Annotated in this window: 10 protein-coding genes, 1 tRNA gene and 3 rRNA genes; 4 read left to right on the top strand and 10 right to left on the bottom strand. The window is 65.8% G+C overall.

Annotated elements, in window-relative coordinates; genetic code table 11:
• Window positions 1-261: 261 nt before the first annotated feature.
• Window positions 262-2931 (top strand): SpoIIE family protein phosphatase, encoded by a 2670-nt coding sequence (locus tag NUT86_RS29780; protein ID WP_202466543.1) that lies wholly within the window; start codon window positions 262-264, stop codon window positions 2929-2931.
• A 144-nt stretch (window positions 2932-3075) separates the two neighbouring features.
• Window positions 3076-4122, top strand: a complete 1047-nt coding sequence (locus NUT86_RS29775) for a YncE family protein (protein WP_274738430.1) — start codon at window positions 3076-3078, stop codon at window positions 4120-4122.
• Between the two features lie 67 nt (window positions 4123-4189).
• Here the strand turns inward: NUT86_RS29775 and NUT86_RS29770 are convergent.
• From NUT86_RS29770 to thyX, 8 genes are all read right to left on the bottom strand, one after another.
• A tRNA-Thr gene (locus tag NUT86_RS29770) sits at window positions 4190-4265 on the bottom strand.
• Between the two features lie 63 nt (window positions 4266-4328).
• A complete protein-coding gene (locus NUT86_RS29765) occupies window positions 4329-5006 on the bottom strand; it encodes a DegT/DnrJ/EryC1/StrS family aminotransferase (RefSeq protein ID WP_093641463.1) in 678 nt (225 codons plus the stop codon).
• A gap of 114 nt (window positions 5007-5120) precedes the next feature.
• Window positions 5121-5237, bottom strand: a 5S ribosomal RNA gene (gene rrf, locus NUT86_RS29760).
• Window positions 5238-5311: 74 nt separating this feature from the next.
• Window positions 5312-8431: ribosomal RNA gene (locus NUT86_RS29755) — 23S ribosomal RNA — on the bottom strand.
• Window positions 8432-8731: 300 nt separating this feature from the next.
• Window positions 8732-10260 (bottom strand): 16S ribosomal RNA (locus NUT86_RS29750).
• The 16S, 23S and 5S rRNA genes sit together here, the layout of an rRNA operon.
• A 608-nt stretch (window positions 10261-10868) precedes the next feature.
• Window positions 10869-12554: a ribonuclease J gene (locus NUT86_RS29745; RefSeq protein ID WP_018093345.1), complete on the bottom strand. Its 1686-nt coding sequence runs from the start codon at window positions 12552-12554 to the stop codon at window positions 10869-10871.
• 114 nt (window positions 12555-12668) lie between these two features.
• Entirely contained in the window at window positions 12669-13568 is a 900-nt protein-coding gene (gene dapA, locus NUT86_RS29740) for a 4-hydroxy-tetrahydrodipicolinate synthase (protein ID WP_018093346.1), read from the bottom strand.
• Window positions 13569-13765: 197 nt separating this feature from the next.
• A complete protein-coding gene (thyX, locus tag NUT86_RS29735; RefSeq protein ID WP_018093347.1) occupies window positions 13766-14524 on the bottom strand; it encodes an FAD-dependent thymidylate synthase in 759 nt (252 codons plus the stop codon).
• Between the two features lie 233 nt (window positions 14525-14757).
• On the opposite strand from thyX, the gene NUT86_RS29730 reads away from it, so the two are divergent.
• Window positions 14758-14994, top strand: a complete 237-nt coding sequence (locus tag NUT86_RS29730; protein ID WP_018093348.1) for a hypothetical protein — start codon at window positions 14758-14760, stop codon at window positions 14992-14994.
• A 101-nt stretch (window positions 14995-15095) separates the two neighbouring features.
• Window positions 15096-15653: a PH domain-containing protein gene (locus NUT86_RS29725; RefSeq protein ID WP_159485884.1), complete on the top strand. Its 558-nt coding sequence runs from the start codon at window positions 15096-15098 to the stop codon at window positions 15651-15653.
• 77 nt (window positions 15654-15730) lie between these two features.
• Here NUT86_RS29725 and NUT86_RS29720 read toward each other — a convergent pair whose 3' ends face one another.
• Both NUT86_RS29720 and dapB read right to left on the bottom strand, forming a co-directional pair.
• Window positions 15731-16186, bottom strand: coding sequence for a hypothetical protein (locus NUT86_RS29720; RefSeq protein ID WP_274738429.1), 456 nt, complete (start codon window positions 16184-16186; stop codon window positions 15731-15733).
• A gap of 5 nt (window positions 16187-16191) precedes the next feature.
• Window positions 16192-16944, bottom strand: a complete 753-nt coding sequence (gene dapB / locus NUT86_RS29715; RefSeq protein WP_018093351.1) for a 4-hydroxy-tetrahydrodipicolinate reductase — start codon at window positions 16942-16944, stop codon at window positions 16192-16194.
• Between the last annotated feature and the right edge of the window lie 8 nt (window positions 16945-16952).

Genomic DNA, 16952 nt, shown 5'->3' with positions numbered 1-16952 from the left:
GTTGTCCCTCCCGCAGGGTCGACCGTTCTACCCGGGCTTTCTCTTGATACTTGCCCAGTGTTTCACCATGGCTCAACCAGGCCATAACAGTTCGGCAGCATCGCACACCGTCCCGGTGCACGATTGGGGCGGAAACACACGTGACCGGCATCCTTGGGTGCGGCGAAGGTAAGTAACCTGGCATACGGCTGTCCACCGCCCCGGCCATCGAGCACGGGCGGTGGGGCGAGCACAACAGGTATTCGGAGGGGCGCCGCGACCATGGGGGAGCAGATCACCGACACACGCATGAGGAGACCAGTGATCACCGCGCGGGCCGCCGCAACCTTCGAGCCGGTCGGGCGCTCGGTCGCCACTGCCCGTGCATTCGTCCGCGACACCCTCCAGGGCTGGGGCTGCGCCGACATCGTCGACGACGCCGTCGTCCTGACGAGTGAGCTGGTCACCAACGCCGTGGTGCACGCCGGCACCGCCGCCGATGTGCTGTGTCTGCGCAACGACGGCGGAGTACGGATCTCCGTCGCCGACCGTTACCCCGAACGCGAGATTCCGCTCCAGAACGCCGGCCAGGTCGTCGTCCACCCCGACCGCGAGGGCGGCCGCGGCCTGCTGCTGTGCGGCGCGCTGGCCGCCCGCTGGGGTGTCGAGTACACCGCCGCACAAAAACACGTGTGGTTCCAGCTCGACCTCCCCGAGCGCCCGGCCGGCACCCGCTCCGCAGGCCCCGCGCTGCCCGTGGACGCCCTCCCGGTCACCGACACCCGCGTCCGGGTCGCCGTGATCCAGATCGACCGCAGCGGCTGCATCAGCTTCTGGAACGAGGACGCGCAGGACCTCTTCGCCTACGACCCCGAGCAGGTCATCGGCAAACCGCTCACCGACTTCGCCGCCTGGCCGCACACCCCCGGCACCGGCACCGGCATCGCCGAGGCACTCCAGCTGTCCCGCTGGGAGGGCTCCTACGGCATAAGGGGCGCCGACGGCCGGGTCGTCCCCGTCTACGCCTCCCACCTGCGCGTCCGCGACGCCGACGGCGAGGCCTCCACGGTCTGCCTCCTGGTGCGCGACCACGAGCGCGCGATCCTGCAGAGCCCCCAGCGCACACCCGCCCCGGACGCCGCCTCCCAGGCCTCGCAGTCGGAGGGACGCCCCTCCGACCCGTTCGAGGTCTTCATCGGCTCCCCGGCCCCGGACGACCTCGACGGCCTGCTCCAGCGCACCGTCGAACGCGCCCGCGACATGCTCGACGGCGACGCCGCCTACCTCCTCCTGGCCACCGACGACGAGACCGAGCTGGAGGTCCGCGCCTCCACGGGCCTGCCCTCCGCCCGCCAGCGGTTCGCCCGCGTCCCCGTCGAGGCCGGATCCGGACGCTACGGCTCCGCCCGGATGCCCGCCGTCCACGAGGACCTCACCGCCGTCCCCGGCGCCGTCCCCCTCCTCAGCGGCACGGGCATGCGCTCGGTCGTCACCGTCCCGCTGAAGGTCGAGGGCCGGCTGACCGGCTCCCTCGGCGTCGCCGCGGAGGGCGCCGGCCGCTACACCAACGAGGAAGCGCTACGGCTCCAGTTCGCCGCCGACCGCATCGCCCTCGCCGTCGAACGCGCCCGCCTGACCGAGCTGGAGAAGCTGCGCCGCGGCTCCCTCTCCTTCCTCGTCGAGGCCTCCGACCTCCTGGCCGGCACCCTCGACCGCGACCAGACCCTGGCCCTGATGGCGCAGATGACGGTCCCCACCCTCGCCACGTGGTGCGCCGTCTACACCGTCGCCGACCAGACCTCCGAACCCGAACTCTCCTACGTCCTGCACGAGGACGAGGACCGGATCGACGGCCTCAAGACCCTTCTGATGAAGGTCGATCCGCCCGAGCCGGTGCCCACCCCCGGCGCCCGGGTGTGGACCGCCCCCAGCGACGCCGCCCACGACGCCGCGCTGCGCACCTCGATGCGCAGCCTGGGCCTGGGCAACTCCGCCCGCCCGTCCACCGGTCCGGGGGCCACGCTCGCCACCGCCTCCGCCGTCGGCGGGGAGACGGTCGTGCTCCCCCTCGTCGCCCGCAACCGCGTCATCGGCATGCTCACCCTGGGCAAGCCCACCGAGGAACACTTCCGCCAGGAGATCCTGGAACTCGCCGAGGACCTCTCCCGCCGGGCCGCGCTCGCCCTCGACAACGCCCGCCTCTACTCCGAGCGCACGGCCATCAGCCAGTCCCTCCAGCGCAGTCTGCTGCCCCCCGAGCAGCCTGAGATCCCCGGTGTGGAGGTCGAGGTCATCTACCGCGCGGCCGGCGAGGGCAACGAGGTCGGCGGCGACTTCTACGACATCTTCCCGATCCGCGACGGCGTCTACGGCTTCGCCATCGGCGACGTCTGCGGTACGGGCCCGGAGGCCGCCGCCGTCACGGGCCTGGCCCGGCACGCGCTGCGGCTGCTCGCCCGCGAGGGCTTCGGCGGCCCCGCCGTCCTGGAGCGGCTGAACGCCGCCATCCTCGACGAGGGCGCCCGCAGCCGCTTCCTGACGCTCCTTTACGGCGAGCTCTGGCCGCAGAACGACGGCAGCGCCGTCCTCAAGGTCGTCTGCGCGGGCCACCCCCTTCCGCTCCGGCTGCGCCAGGACGGCACGGTCGAACCGGCCGCCGAACCCCAGCCGCTCCTCGGCGTCATGGACGACCTGGAGCTCTACGAACAGACCGTCACCCTCGACCCCGGCGACGTCCTGCTGTGCGTGACCGACGGCGTCACCGAACGCCGCGAGGGCACCCGCATGCTCGGCGACGACGGCCTCACCGACGTCCTGACGACCTGTACGGGACTGACCGCCGGTGCCGTCGCCACCCGCGTGCTGCGCGCCGTGGAACGCTTCGCCGCCGAACCGGCCTCCGACGACATGGCCATCCTCGCCATGCGCGTCCCCGAATTCCAGGCGGGCTGACCAGGGGGGCAGCGGCCCGTGTGAACCGGATCACAGCCCACTGGCCGCTCCCCCCAGCACCACCTGCGTCCTTGCGTACGGTGCAGGGCACCCTTGCCCGCACCGCACTGGAGTCACTCCCCACGGCCGCCCACGATACGGACCATGACTTCCACACCCGCCGGCTCGCCCGGCGACCTGCTCGCCGTCGTCAGCCAGACCGGTCCGACCGTCACCTTCTTCGACGCCGCCACCCACGAACGTCTTGAGGTGCTGCAACTCCCGCCGCAGCCGCACGAACTCTGCTTCGACCCGGACCACCGGCTGCTGTACTGCGCCAGCACCTACCGCTCCGGCTTTTACCACGCCCACGAAGGCCGGGCCCACCGGATCACCGTCATCGACGTCGACACCCGCACCATCGTCGACACCCTCGACACCAGCCCCGACCACGCCCCGCACGGCCTGGCCCTCGACCGCGCCCGCGGCCGCCTGTACGCCAGCGTCGAGGCCACCGACACCGAGCCCGGCGGCGTCCTGGTCATCGACACCCGCACCCACGCCCGCCTCGGCCGCATCTCCACCATGGCCCCCGGCCCGCACTGGTTCGCCATCACCCCCGACGGACGGTACGGCTACGCCACCAACAAGGAAGCCCCGTTCGTCTCCGTCGTCGACCTCGACCGCGGCGAGTGCACGGGCCGCATCCCCGTCCCCGGCAGCGAAGGCCTCACCATCGCCCCCGAAGGCCGTCATGCCTATGTGGCGGCTCCCAAGGCCGACTTCGCCACCCCGTCCTCGGCGCCTACGGGCATCCACGTCATCGACACCGCCACCCACGAAATCATCCGCACCCTCCCCACCAAGGGACAGGTCATGCCGGTCCACGCCACGTCGACCGGTCTGCTCCTCGCCGGCGAACTGCGCCCGGACACCACCCCCGGCGGACCGCTCGGCGCCCAACTCCCCGGAGCCCTGACCGTCTTCGCCGCCGATACTCTCGCCCCCCTCGCTGAGGTCGAGGTCGGCCGGCTCCCCCTCACCATCACCTCCTCCCCCGACGGCCGCCTCGGCTATGTCTCCGGAAACGTCTCCAGCACCGTGACCGTCGTCGACCTCACCACCCTGAGCCCGCTCGCCACCCTGGAAGTCGACCGCACCGACATATCCGGCGCCCACGGCCTGGCCTATATCGAAGCCCCGCAAAACTGACGCGTACCGCGGCACCGCGTCCCGATACGACAAAGGCCCCCGCCACTTGGCGGGGGCCTTTCTCCTCTGGAGCCCCAATACGGAATCGAACCGTAGACCTTCTCCTTACCATGGAGACGCTCTGCCGACTGAGCTATTGGGGCGCGGCAGCGGAATAGATATTACCCCAACTCGGCGACAGGTTCGAACCGCCCGGGCACCGCTCACTAAAAAGCGGGCTGCAGCAATCCGCCCAGCGCGTTGCACGCACCGACCATCTTGTGCAGCTCCCGCCGCGACATCCCCGCATGCACGGGCAGCGCCAGCGTCTCGTCCACCGCCCGCTCGGTCTGCGGCAGAAACACATCCCGTCGCAGCCCCGGCATCCGGTACACCGGCGCCAGCACGGGCACACTGCACGCCACGCCCTTGGCCCGCAACGTCCGCGCGAACGCGTCCCGGTCCGGCCGCCCGTTGCCCGGCACCCGCACCACGTACTGCTCGTAGGTGTGCCCCGCCGCCGGCGTCGGCGTCCGGACGCCATTGAGCCTGCCGTCCAGATACGCCGCATGCGCCCGCCGCAGGTCCGCGCCCGCCGGGTCCGCTCCGGGCTCGTCCTCCACCAGCACCAGCAGTCCGTGCCGCTGGCCCACTTCACGGATCCAGCCGGCGTCCGCCCGCCGCCCGAAGCGGTTGACCGCCACGACGGCGGCGGTCTGAGTCGTCACCACGTCCGCCACCGCGGCCGGATCGAGGCAGTAGCTGTCGCCGTCCACATCGGCGAACACCGGCACCGCGCCCAACTCCACCACGGCCCGGGCCACTTCGGCGCTGCCATACGCCGGCACCACGACCTCATCACCCGCACGCACACCGGCCGACTTGAGCGTTCCTACTGTCCGCATACAGCGGATCCTGGTCAGCTGAGATGAACTTCGAGTTACGCCCATCACCCGGGGGGCAGAACAAAAAAGCTCCGGTCCCTGAACCAGAGGTTCAGGGACCGGAGCTGAATAATTGTTCGGCGGCGTCCTACTCTCCCACAGGGTCCCCCCTGCAGTACCATCGGCGCTGAAAGGCTTAGCTTCCGGGTTCGGAATGTAACCGGGCGTTTCCCTAACGCAATGACCACCGAAACACTATGAAGTTAACCAACCCGGCAAAAACACAGGTCGTTACTTCAGAACCTACACAGTGGACGCGAGCAACTGAGGACAAGCCCTCGGCCTATTAGTACCAGTCAACTCCACCCGTTACCGGGCTTCCATATCTGGCCTATCAACCCAGTCGTCTACTGGGAGCCTTAACCCCTCAAAGGGGGTGGGAGTCCTCATCTCGAAGCAGGCTTCCCGCTTAGATGCTTTCAGCGGTTATCCTTTCCGAACGTAGCCAACCAGCCATGCCCTTGGCAGGACAACTGGCACACCAGAGGTTCGTCCGTCCCGGTCCTCTCGTACTAGGGACAGCCCTTCTCAAGACTCCTACGCGCACAGCGGATAGGGACCGAACTGTCTCACGACGTTCTAAACCCAGCTCGCGTACCGCTTTAATGGGCGAACAGCCCAACCCTTGGGACCGACTCCAGCCCCAGGATGCGACGAGCCGACATCGAGGTGCCAAACCATCCCGTCGATATGGACTCTTGGGGAAGATCAGCCTGTTATCCCCGGGGTACCTTTTATCCGTTGAGCGACGGCGCTTCCACAAGCCACCGCCGGATCACTAGTCCCTACTTTCGTACCTGCTCGACCCGTCAGTCTCACAGTCAAGCTCCCTTGTGCACTTACACTCAACACCTGATTGCCAACCAGGCTGAGGGAACCTTTGGGCGCCTCCGTTACTCTTTAGGAGGCAACCGCCCCAGTTAAACTACCCACCAGACACTGTCCCTGATCCGGATCACGGACCCAGGTTAGACATCCAGCACGACCAGAGTGGTATTTCAACAATGACTCCACAACCACTGGCGTGGCCGCTTCAAAGTCTCCCACCTATCCTACACAAGCCGAACCGAACACCAATATCAAGCTATAGTAAAGGTCCCGGGGTCTTTCCGTCCTGCTGCGCGAAACGAGCATCTTTACTCGTAATGCAATTTCACCGGGCCTATGGTTGAGACAGTCGAGAAGTCGTTACGCCATTCGTGCAGGTCGGAACTTACCCGACAAGGAATTTCGCTACCTTAGGATGGTTATAGTTACCACCGCCGTTTACTGGCGCTTAAGTTCTCAGCTTCGCCAACCCGAAAGTTGACTAACCGGTCCCCTTAACGTTCCAGCACCGGGCAGGCGTCAGTCCGTATACATCGCCTTACGGCTTCGCACGGACCTGTGTTTTTAGTAAACAGTCGCTTCTCGCTGGTCTCTGCGGCCACCACCAGCTCAGAGTGCAAGACTCATCACCAGCAATGGCCCCCCTTCTCCCGAAGTTACGGGGGCATTTTGCCGAGTTCCTTAACCATAGTTCACCCGAACGCCTCGGTATTCTCTACCTGACCACCTGAGTCGGTTTAGGGTACGGGCCGCCATGAAACTCGCTAGAGGCTTTTCTCGACAGCATAGGATCATCCACTTCACCACAATCGGCTCGGCATCAGGTCTCACCCTCAAGTCATCCGGATTTGCCTAGATGACGGGCTACACCCTTACCCCGGGACAACCACCGCCCGGGCTGGACTACCTTCCTGCGTCACCCCATCGCTTACCTACTACCACCTTGGATCGGCGGCTCCACCACGTCCCTTTGTCCGAAGACTCCAGGCCGGCTTCACGGCCTTAGCATTAATGGATTCGATATTGGGCGTTTCAAAGCGGGTACCGGAATATCAACCGGTTGTCCATCGACTACGCCTGTCGGCCTCGCCTTAGGTCCCGACTTACCCTGGGCAGATCAGCTTGACCCAGGAACCCTTAGTCAATCGGCGCACACGTTTCCCACGTGTGTATCGCTACTCATGCCTGCATTCTCACTCGTGAACCGTCCACAACTCGTTTCCACGGCTGCTTCACCCGGCACACGACGCTCCCCTACCCATCACAGCCTCCGTTGGGAGTATTACTGCAATGACACGACTTCGGCGGTGTGCTTGAGCCCCGCTACATTGTCGGCGCGGAATCACTTGACCAGTGAGCTATTACGCACTCTTTCAAGGATGGCTGCTTCTAAGCCAACCTCCTGGTTGTCTCTGCGACTCCACATCCTTTCCCACTTAGCACACGCTTAGGGGCCTTAGTCGATGCTCTGGGCTGTTTCCCTCTCGACCATGGAGCTTATCCCCCACAGTCTCACTGCCGCGCTCTCACTTACCGGCATTCGGAGTTTGGCTAAGGTCAGTAACCCGGTAGGGCCCATCGCCTATCCAGTGCTCTACCTCCGGCAAGAAACACACGACGCTGCACCTAAATGCATTTCGGGGAGAACCAGCTATCACGGAGTTTGATTGGCCTTTCACCCCTAACCACAGGTCATCCCCCAGGTTTTCAACCCTGGTGGGTTCGGTCCTCCACGAAGTCTTACCTCCGCTTCAACCTGCCCATGGCTAGATCACTCCGCTTCGGGTCTTGGGCACGCTACTCAACGCCCTATTCGGACTCGCTTTCGCTACGGCTTCCCCACACGGGTTAACCTCGCAACATACCGCAAACTCGCAGGCTCATTCTTCAAAAGGCACGCAGTCACGACGCAGAGACAAGTCTCTGCGCGACGCTCCCACGGCTTGTAGGCACACGGTTTCAGGTACTATTTCACTCCGCTCCCGCGGTACTTTTCACCATTCCCTCACGGTACTATCCGCTATCGGTCACCAGGGAATATTTAGGCTTAACGGGTGGTCCCGCCAGATTCACACGGGATTTCTCGGGCCCCGTGCTACTTGGGTGGTTCTCAAGCAAGCCGTTGATGTTTCAGCTACGGGGGTCTTACCCTCTACGCCGGACCTTTCGCATGTCCTTCGCCTACACCAACGGTTTCTGACTTGCCTCACAGCCGGCAGACTGCAAAAGAGAACTCCCACAACCCCAACCACGCAACCCCTGCCGGGTATCACACGTGACTGGTTTGGCCTCATCCGGTTTCGCTCGCCACTACTCCCGGAATCACGGTTGTTTTCTCTTCCTGCGGGTACTGAGATGTTTCACTTCCCCGCGTTCCCTCCACACTGCCTATGTGTTCAGCAGCGGGTGACAGCCCATGACGACTGCCGGGTTTCCCCATTCGGACACCCCCGGATCAAAGCTCGGTTGACAGCTCCCCGGGGCCTATCGTGGCCTCCCACGTCCTTCATCGGTTCCTGGTGCCAAGGCATCCACCGTGCGCCCTTAAAAACTTGGCCACAGATGCTCGCGTCCACTGTGCAGTTCTCAAGCAACGACCAGCCACCCACCACCCCAACCCGAAGGCTGAGTTCACTGGGGCCGGCATCGCGAAGGTCCAGACTCACAGTCCGTACCCTCAGATACCCAACAGCGCGCCCGGCCCACTCCATCAATCCCCACGTTCCACGCCGAAGCAGTACTAGTGACAACCAATCAAGTGCGCCGAATAGTCAACGTTCCACCCATGAGCTAACCACCGTCGAACATTTGCCGACGTAGTGGCTCTGGATCTCTTGCGAGATCTAGATGCTCCTTAGAAAGGAGGTGATCCAGCCGCACCTTCCGGTACGGCTACCTTGTTACGACTTCGTCCCAATCGCCAGTCCCACCTTCGACGATTCCCTCCCACAAGGGGTTGGGCCACCGGCTTCGGGTGTTACCGACTTTCGTGACGTGACGGGCGGTGTGTACAAGGCCCGGGAACGTATTCACCGCAGCAATGCTGATCTGCGATTACTAGCAACTCCGACTTCATGGGGTCGAGTTGCAGACCCCAATCCGAACTGAGACCGGCTTTTTGAGATTCGCTCCACCTCGCGGTATCGCAGCTCATTGTACCGGCCATTGTAGCACGTGTGCAGCCCAAGACATAAGGGGCATGATGACTTGACGTCGTCCCCACCTTCCTCCGAGTTGACCCCGGCAGTCTCCTGTGAGTCCCCATCACCCCGAAGGGCATGCTGGCAACACAGAACAAGGGTTGCGCTCGTTGCGGGACTTAACCCAACATCTCACGACACGAGCTGACGACAGCCATGCACCACCTGTACACCGACCACAAGGGGGACCCTGTCTCCAGGGTTTTCCGGTGTATGTCAAGCCTTGGTAAGGTTCTTCGCGTTGCGTCGAATTAAGCCACATGCTCCGCTGCTTGTGCGGGCCCCCGTCAATTCCTTTGAGTTTTAGCCTTGCGGCCGTACTCCCCAGGCGGGGAACTTAATGCGTTAGCTGCGGCACGGACGACGTGGAATGTCGCCCACACCTAGTTCCCAACGTTTACGGCGTGGACTACCAGGGTATCTAATCCTGTTCGCTCCCCACGCTTTCGCTCCTCAGCGTCAGTATCGGCCCAGAGATCCGCCTTCGCCACCGGTGTTCCTCCTGATATCTGCGCATTTCACCGCTACACCAGGAATTCCGATCTCCCCTACCGAACTCTAGCCTGCCCGTATCGAATGCAGACCCGGGGTTAAGCCCCGGGCTTTCACATCCGACGTGACAAGCCGCCTACGAGCTCTTTACGCCCAATAATTCCGGACAACGCTTGCGCCCTACGTATTACCGCGGCTGCTGGCACGTAGTTAGCCGGCGCTTCTTCTGCAGGTACCGTCACTTTCGCTTCTTCCCTGCTGAAAGAGGTTTACAACCCGAAGGCCGTCATCCCTCACGCGGCGTCGCTGCATCAGGCTTTCGCCCATTGTGCAATATTCCCCACTGCTGCCTCCCGTAGGAGTCTGGGCCGTGTCTCAGTCCCAGTGTGGCCGGTCGCCCTCTCAGGCCGGCTACCCGTCGTCGCCTTGGTAGGCCATCACCCCACCAACAAGCTGATAGGCCGCGGGCTCATCCTTCACCGCCGGAGCTTTCCACCACCAGACCATGCGGTCGGTAGTCGTATCCGGTATTAGACCCCGTTTCCAGGGCTTGTCCCAGAGTGAAGGGCAGATTGCCCACGTGTTACTCACCCGTTCGCCACTAATCCCCTCCCGAAGGAGGTTCATCGTTCGACTTGCATGTGTTAAGCACGCCGCCAGCGTTCGTCCTGAGCCAGGATCAAACTCTCCGTGAATGTTTACCCGTAATCGGGTCAACACACACGAGAGCGGAACGAGTGGGCGGAATAAGCCCTCTCGTTCACAGCGTCCTCGCTGTGTGTGCCACCCCGACCGCATGGGCCGTGGTGGGCTTTTCAAAGGAACCTCATCCTCCGGAGTGTTTCCGGTGGACGGGGTATCAACATATCTGGCGTTGACTTTTGGCACGCTGTTGAGTTCTCAAGGAACGGACGCTTCCTTTGTGCCTGTTTCACCAGGCTCTCCGGGCGCTTCCCTTCGGTCTTGCGTTTCCGACTCTATCAGATCCTTGCGGGCCCGATTTTCGCCGCTGCGTTTCCGCCTTCCGGCTTCTTCGCGTTTCCGACTCTATCAGATCCGATTTCGTTCCGTTTCCGGCTCGAATTCGTTCTGATTTCCCGTCGGGGGGGGGTGCCTTTCGGCTGATCCGACTTTATCAGATTGCTCTGGGTCGGAATTCCGCCCGGTCTTCCCGGGACGCTCCGTACGCACGGCGTGCGGCGCTTCCCGTTCAGGCGGAGACGTAAACGTACTGGAGCGGGGGGCCCGGATGCAAATCCGGGCGCCCCGCTCCTACTTGAGTACGTTCGTACGACTCTGTGCGTCAGACCTCGATGACCACGGGGAGGATCATCGGGCGGCGGCGGTAGTTGTCCGACACCCACTTGCCGACGGTGCGGCGGACCAGCTGCTGGAGCTGGTGGGGCTCCGTGATGCCGTCCTGGGCCGACTTGGCCAGGGCCTCGTCGATCTTGGGGATCACGCCGGAGAAGGCGCCGTCGTCGATGCCCGAGCCACGGGCGTGGATGTCCGGGCCGCCGACGATCTTGCCGGTGGTGCTGTCCACGACCACATAGACCGAGATGATGCCCTCGTCGCCGAGGATGCGGCGGTCCTTGAGGTGGGCCTCGGTGACATCGCCGACCGAGAGGCCGTCGACATAGACATAGCCGGCCTGGACCTTGCCGACGATCTTGGCGACGCCGTCGACCAGGTCGACCACCACGCCGTCCTCGGCGATGACGATCCGGTCCTTCCGTACGCCGGTCAGGGCGCCCAGCTCGGCGTTGGCCCGCAGATGGCGCCATTCGCCGTGCACCGGCATGAGGTTCTTCGGCTTGCAGATGTTGTAGAAGTACAGCAGCTCGCCGGCCGAGGCGTGGCCCGAGACATGGACCTTGGCGTTGCCCTTGTGGACCACGTCCGCGCCCCATCGGGTGAGGCCGTTGATCACGCGGTAGACCGCGTTCTCGTTGCCCGGGATGAGGGACGAGGCCAGGATCACCGTGTCGCCCTGGACGATCCTGATCTGGTGATCGCGGTTGGCCATCCGGGAGAGGGCGGCCATCGGCTCGCCCTGGGAACCCGTGCAGACCAGCACGACCTCGTCGTCGGGAAGATCGTCGAGCGCCTTGACGTCGACGACCAGGCCGGCGGGGACCTTCAGATAGCCCAGCTCGCGGGCGATGCCCATGTTGCGGACCATCGAGCGGCCGACGAAGGCGACCCGGCGGCCGTACTCATGGGCGGCATCGAGGATCTGCTGGATGCGGTGCACATGGCTGGCGAAGCTGGCGACGATGATGCGCTTCTGGGCGTTGGCGAACACCGTGCGCAGGACGTTGGAGATGTCCCGCTCGGGCGGGACGAAGCCCGGGACCTCGGCGTTCGTGGAGTCGGAGAGCAGAAGGTCGATGCCTTCCTCGCCGAGTCGCGCGAAGGCGGGGAGGTCGGTCAGACGGCGGTCCAGCGGGAGCTGGTCCATCTTGAAGTCGCCGGTGTGCACGACCATGCCCGCGGGGGTGCGGATCGCGACGGCCAGGGCGTCGGGGATCGAGTGGTTGACCGCGACGAACTCGCAGTCGAACGAGCCGATCCTCTCGGTGTGCCCCTCCTTCACCTCAAGGGTGTAGGGGCGGATGCGGTGCTCCTGAAGCTTGGCCTCGATCAGGGCGAGGGTCAGCTTCGAGCCGATGAGGGGGATGTCCGGCTTCTCGCGCAGGAGGTAGGGGACAGCACCGATGTGGTCCTCGTGGCCGTGCGTGAGCACGATGCCGTCGATGTCGTCGAGGCGGTCCCTGATGGACGTGAAGTCCGGAAGGATCAGGTCGATTCCGGGCTGCTCCTCCTCGGGGAAGAGCACTCCGCAGTCGACGATCAGCAGCCGGCCGTCGAATTCGAAGACCGTCATGTTGCGGCCGATTTCACCCAGGCCGCCGAGGGGGGTGACGCGCAGGCCACCCTTGGGAAGCTTCGGCGGAGCGCCGAGCTCAGGATGCGGATGACTCAAAAGACTCTCCTCACCACACGCGCCACGCTGCCGTCGAGGGCACGTGGCGCGCATGACATTCGTGCACTTGCTGTAGGGCGATTGTTGGTCCGTATTCAGTTATGAAGTCTGTGATCAGAGCTGTACCCCGCCGGCGGCAAGATCGCGCGTCAGCTGCTCGGTCTCCTCGGGGGAGAGCTCGACGAGCGGCAGCCGCAGCGGGCCGGCGGGCAGTCCCTGGAGGCCGAGCGCGGCCTTGGTCGTGATGACGCCCTGGGTCCGGAACATGCCGGTGAAGACGGGCAGCAGCTTCTGGTGGATCTCGGTGGCCTTGGTGACATCGCCATTGAGATGGGCGTCCAGGAGCGCGCGCAGCTCGGGGGTCACGATATGGCCGACCACGGAGACGAAGCCGACGGCCCCGACCGAGAGCAGCGGGAGGTTCAGCATGTCGTCGCCGCTGTACCAGGCCAGGCTGGAGCGGGCGATCGCCCAGCTGGCGCGGCCGAGGTCGCCCTTGGCGTCCTTGTTGGCGACGATCCGGGGGTGCTCGGCGAGCCGGACGATGGTCTCGGTGTTGATCGGGACACCGCTGCGGCCCGGGATGTCGTAGAGCATCACCGGCAGCTCGGTGGCGTCCGCGATGGCCGTGAAGTGGCGGAGCAGGCCCTCCTGCGGGGGCTTGCTGTAATACGGGGTCACCGCGAGCAGGCCATGGGCGCCGGCGTCCTGGGCGGCGCGGGCGAGCTCAAGGCTGTGGTGGGTGTCGTTGGTGCCGGCTCCGGCAACGACAAAGGCGCGATCGCCGACCGCATCGACCACCGCGCGGACCAGCTGCGCTTTCTCCGCATCGCTGGTGGTCGGGGACTCTCCGGTGGTGCCGTTGACGACGAGGCCGTCATTGCCGGCGTCCACCAGATGGGCGGCGAGCCGCTGCGCGCCGTCGAGATCGAGAGCGCCATCCGCCGTGAACGGCGTGACCATGGCGGTCAGCACCCGCCCGAAGGGGGTCTGCGGTGTGGAAGTCGGAGCCATGGGTCCCACGCTACTCGTAGCTCACCGCGGGATGCGCCTCTGGGGAGCCGGGATGTGGACACCGGCACTGCCTGCTCGGGGGTTCAAGCAGTGCCGGGTCCGTCTGTTCAGCGTAGATGAACTTCTCAAAATGCCGCAATCCGGACACTTCGCACGTCTGTCCTGCGCGCTCCGTCATCCGGCCCGCAACCTGGGCCTTACGGAGCGATCCGGCCATTCGCATTGAATGCGCCGTACGTGAGCGGCATGAGCTTGGCCCAGTGGGCCTCCATCTGCTCGCCGACCATCTCGATCTCCCGCTGAGGGAAGGAGGGCACCTTCGCCTGCTCGTGCTGCGTGCGCAGACCCAGGAAGTGCATCAGGGAGCGGGCATTGCAGGTCGCGTACATGGAGGAGAACAGGCCAACGGGGAGCACCGCGCGGGCGACCTCGCGGGCGACGCCGGCGGCGAGCATCTCCTGGTACGCCTCGTAGGCCTGGCGGTAGGAATCCTCCATGACGCGGCCGGTGAGCTCCTGCTGCGCCGGGGTGCCCTCGACGAATTCGTACTTGCCGGGGCGGCCCTGCTGGACGAGCTTGCGGTCCTGGCCGGGGACGTAGAAGACCGGATCCAGGCGGCGGTAGCGGCCGGACTCCTCGTTGTACGACCAGCCGACGCGGTGCCGCATGAACTCGCGGAAGACGAAGATCGGCGCGCTGATGAAGAACGTCATGGAGTTGTGCTCGAAGGGGCTGCCGTGCCGGTCCCGCATGAGGTAGTTGATCAACCCCTTGGAGCGCTCCGGGTCCTTCTGGAGCTCCTCCAGGGACTGCTCGCCGGCCGTGGAGACACGGGCCGCCCAGAGCACATCGCTGTCCGCGGCGCTGTGCTTGACCAGCTCGACCGTCACCTCGCTCCGGAAGCTGACGGCTGCACTGTCGGGGCTCTCAGTGCTCTCGGCAGGGGTCTGGGACACCGGCGGTTCCTTCCATTCGTTCCTCGTGCGCGCCCAGCCTACGACCCGCCGGTGACAGTCCGGGAAATGCGACGTGATGCCGCGTTAGCCGCAAAACGGGCGGCTCTGTAGCAGCCTGCGGAGCGGCAGTTGATATTTTTCACAGAAGTCCCTGAAAACGGGCACCAACCGGACGCCGCAGACGTCTAACCCTGTGACAGTGCCCACCTCGAGGTTCCTAGGAGAGCCCGCTCATGTTCCGCCGGCGAGAGCCCGTCCCGTTCGCCTTCGTTGCCGAGGCAGACCGGTTCCGCAGCAATGTCACTCCCCCGCCGCGCCAGCGCGCTTCCCGCGCGCAGCTCCTCGGCCAGTCTCTCATCACGCTGACAGTCGTGGGCGGCCTGGCCGGCGCCCTGCTGTTCGGCCTTCCTGCCCTGCAGCAGGACAGTTCCGGTCCGAGCCGGGTGCATCAGTCCGAGGCGCATCGCTGAACGGACGGGCGGGGCGTGCCGCAAAGTGGTTCCGCTCCGCCGGTCCCGATAACCTCACCGGTCACAGCTTCAGTCAGCGTGCCCATGAGTGAGGATCAGCCGTGCCCCTGCCCTTTCTGACGGCCGACCGCGACCTCGACCTCGACACCGGTGCCGCGGATACCGCCGCACTCCCGCATGACGAGCCCGACCACTGGCGCCGTCCCTACCGCCCCGGACCGTGGCGCGTAGGGGCGGCGGCGGTGCTTTTGCTGCTCGCCTCGTTCGTCCTGATCTCCGCGATGATCATCGCGATGGCCGGCTCGCTGCCCGGCGCCGCGGCCTGTGCGGTGGTGGGGGCACTGATGATCGCCCTCGCGCTACGGCTGCTGCGCGTCGGTCTGTGGGTCAGCTCGCACGGTCTGCGCCAGGTGAACCTGCTGCGTACGGCGACCGAGCCGTGGAGCGCCATCGGCTCCGTCCGTACCCGCCAGCAGCCGGTGCGCTGGCTGGGGCTGCCGCGGACGGTGCAGGGCCAGGCCCTGATCATCGAGCGGTCCCAGGGTGAGCCGCTGCGGACCCTGATCACGGACCACAACGGCGACTTCCTGTCCCGTCCGGAGGCCTTCGAGCGGGCCGCGGACGTACTGGAGGCATGGGCGGCGGAGTACCGCGCCTGAGTTCCGGGCCCACATCCGCCCCGGGCGCCGCCGCGCCTACGGATCAGGATCCGGCCGGCCCTGATCCGTAGGACGGCCTAGGCGGCCGGTACGGGCTTGTTGTCGTGCAGGGCGATGGCGCGCTGCATCGCCTTACGGGCGCGCGGGGTGTCCCGGGCGTCGTGGTAGGCGACCGCGAGCCGGAACCACGTACGCCAGTCGCCGGGGGCTTCCTCCGTCTCGGCCTGCCGCCGGGCGAAGGCCTCGTCGGCCGCGTCCCGGTCGATCCGGCCGCCGGGGGTGCGCCGCAGCTCGTCGGCGGGCAGTCCGCCCTCTGCCTCCAGCGCCCGGGACAGCCGGTGGGCGTCGCGGGCGAAGCGGGTGTTGTGCCAGAGGAACCAGCCGCCGACGCACGGCAGCAGGAAGGCCACCGCTCCCATGCCCATGGCTGCCGGCTCACCGGTCAGCAGGAGGAGTACGCCCTCCAGCGCCACCACGCCGAACACCAGGACCAGCACGGTGGCGAGGAAGAAGTACGTGATCTTTCCGCCCATACCCGTCAGCCCAGGTCGAGGAAGTTTTCCAGGCCCACGGTCAGGCCCGGAGTGTTCACCACCCGGCGCACACCGAGCAGGATGCCCGGCATGAAGCTGCTGTGGTGGAGGGAGTCATGGCGGATGGTGAGGGTCTCGCCCTCCCCGCCGAAGAGCACCTCCTGGTGGGCCAGCAGACCGCGCAGCCGTACGGAGTGCACGGGGACGCCGTCCACGTCCGCGCCACGGGCGCCGTCCAGCGCGGTGCTGGTGGCGTCCGGCTGCGGGGCGCAGCCGGCCTCCTCACGGGCCTTGGCGATCAGCTGGGCGGTGCGGGCGGCGGTGCCGGACGGGGCGTCCGCCTTCTTCGGGTGGTGCAGCTCGACGACCTCGACCGACTCGAAGAAGCGGGCCGCCTGCTGGGCGAACTGCATGGTCAGCACCGCGCCGATGGAGAAGTTCGGGGCGATGAGGACGCCCGCGCCGGGCGAGGCGGCGAGCGAGGTGCGCAGCTGCGCGAGGCGCTCATCGGTCCACCCGGTCGTGCCGACCACCGCGTGAATACCGTGACGCACACAGAAGTCGAGGTTGCCCATCACCGCGCCGGGGTTGGTCAGCTCGACCACGACCTGGGCACCGGCCTCGACCAGCGTCTCCAGCTTGTCGCCCCGGCCCAGCCCGGCGACCATCTCCATGTCCTCGGCGGACTCGACGGCCCGTACGGCCTCGGAGCCGATGCGCCCCTGGGCTCCCAGTACGGCCACGCGCAGCTTGCTCATCGTTTCCC

Source organism: Streptomyces sp. G7(2002), assembly GCF_028870195.1.
Lineage (GTDB): Bacteria > Actinomycetota > Actinomycetes > Streptomycetales > Streptomycetaceae > Streptomyces > Streptomyces nigrescens.
The sequence above is the reverse complement of the archived record's forward strand: the minus strand, read 5'-3'. Positions and strand labels throughout refer to the sequence as shown.

Coding starts and splice junctions, on each gene's coding strand:
- NUT86_RS29780 (WP_202466543.1), top strand. CDS start 262: ATGGGGGAGCAGATCACCGACACACGCATGAGGAGACCAGTGATCACC.
- NUT86_RS29765 (WP_093641463.1), bottom strand. CDS start 5,006: ATGCGGACAGTAGGAACGCTCAAGTCGGCCGGTGTGCGTGCGGGTGAT.
- dapB (WP_018093351.1), bottom strand. CDS start 16,944: ATGAGCAAGCTGCGCGTGGCCGTACTGGGAGCCCAGGGGCGCATCGGC.
- NUT86_RS29720 (WP_274738429.1), bottom strand. CDS start 16,186: ATGGGCGGAAAGATCACGTACTTCTTCCTCGCCACCGTGCTGGTCCTG.
- NUT86_RS29775 (WP_274738430.1), top strand. CDS start 3,076: ATGACTTCCACACCCGCCGGCTCGCCCGGCGACCTGCTCGCCGTCGTC.
- NUT86_RS29730 (WP_018093348.1), top strand. CDS start 14,758: ATGTTCCGCCGGCGAGAGCCCGTCCCGTTCGCCTTCGTTGCCGAGGCA.
- dapA (WP_018093346.1), bottom strand. CDS start 13,568: ATGGCTCCGACTTCCACACCGCAGACCCCCTTCGGGCGGGTGCTGACC.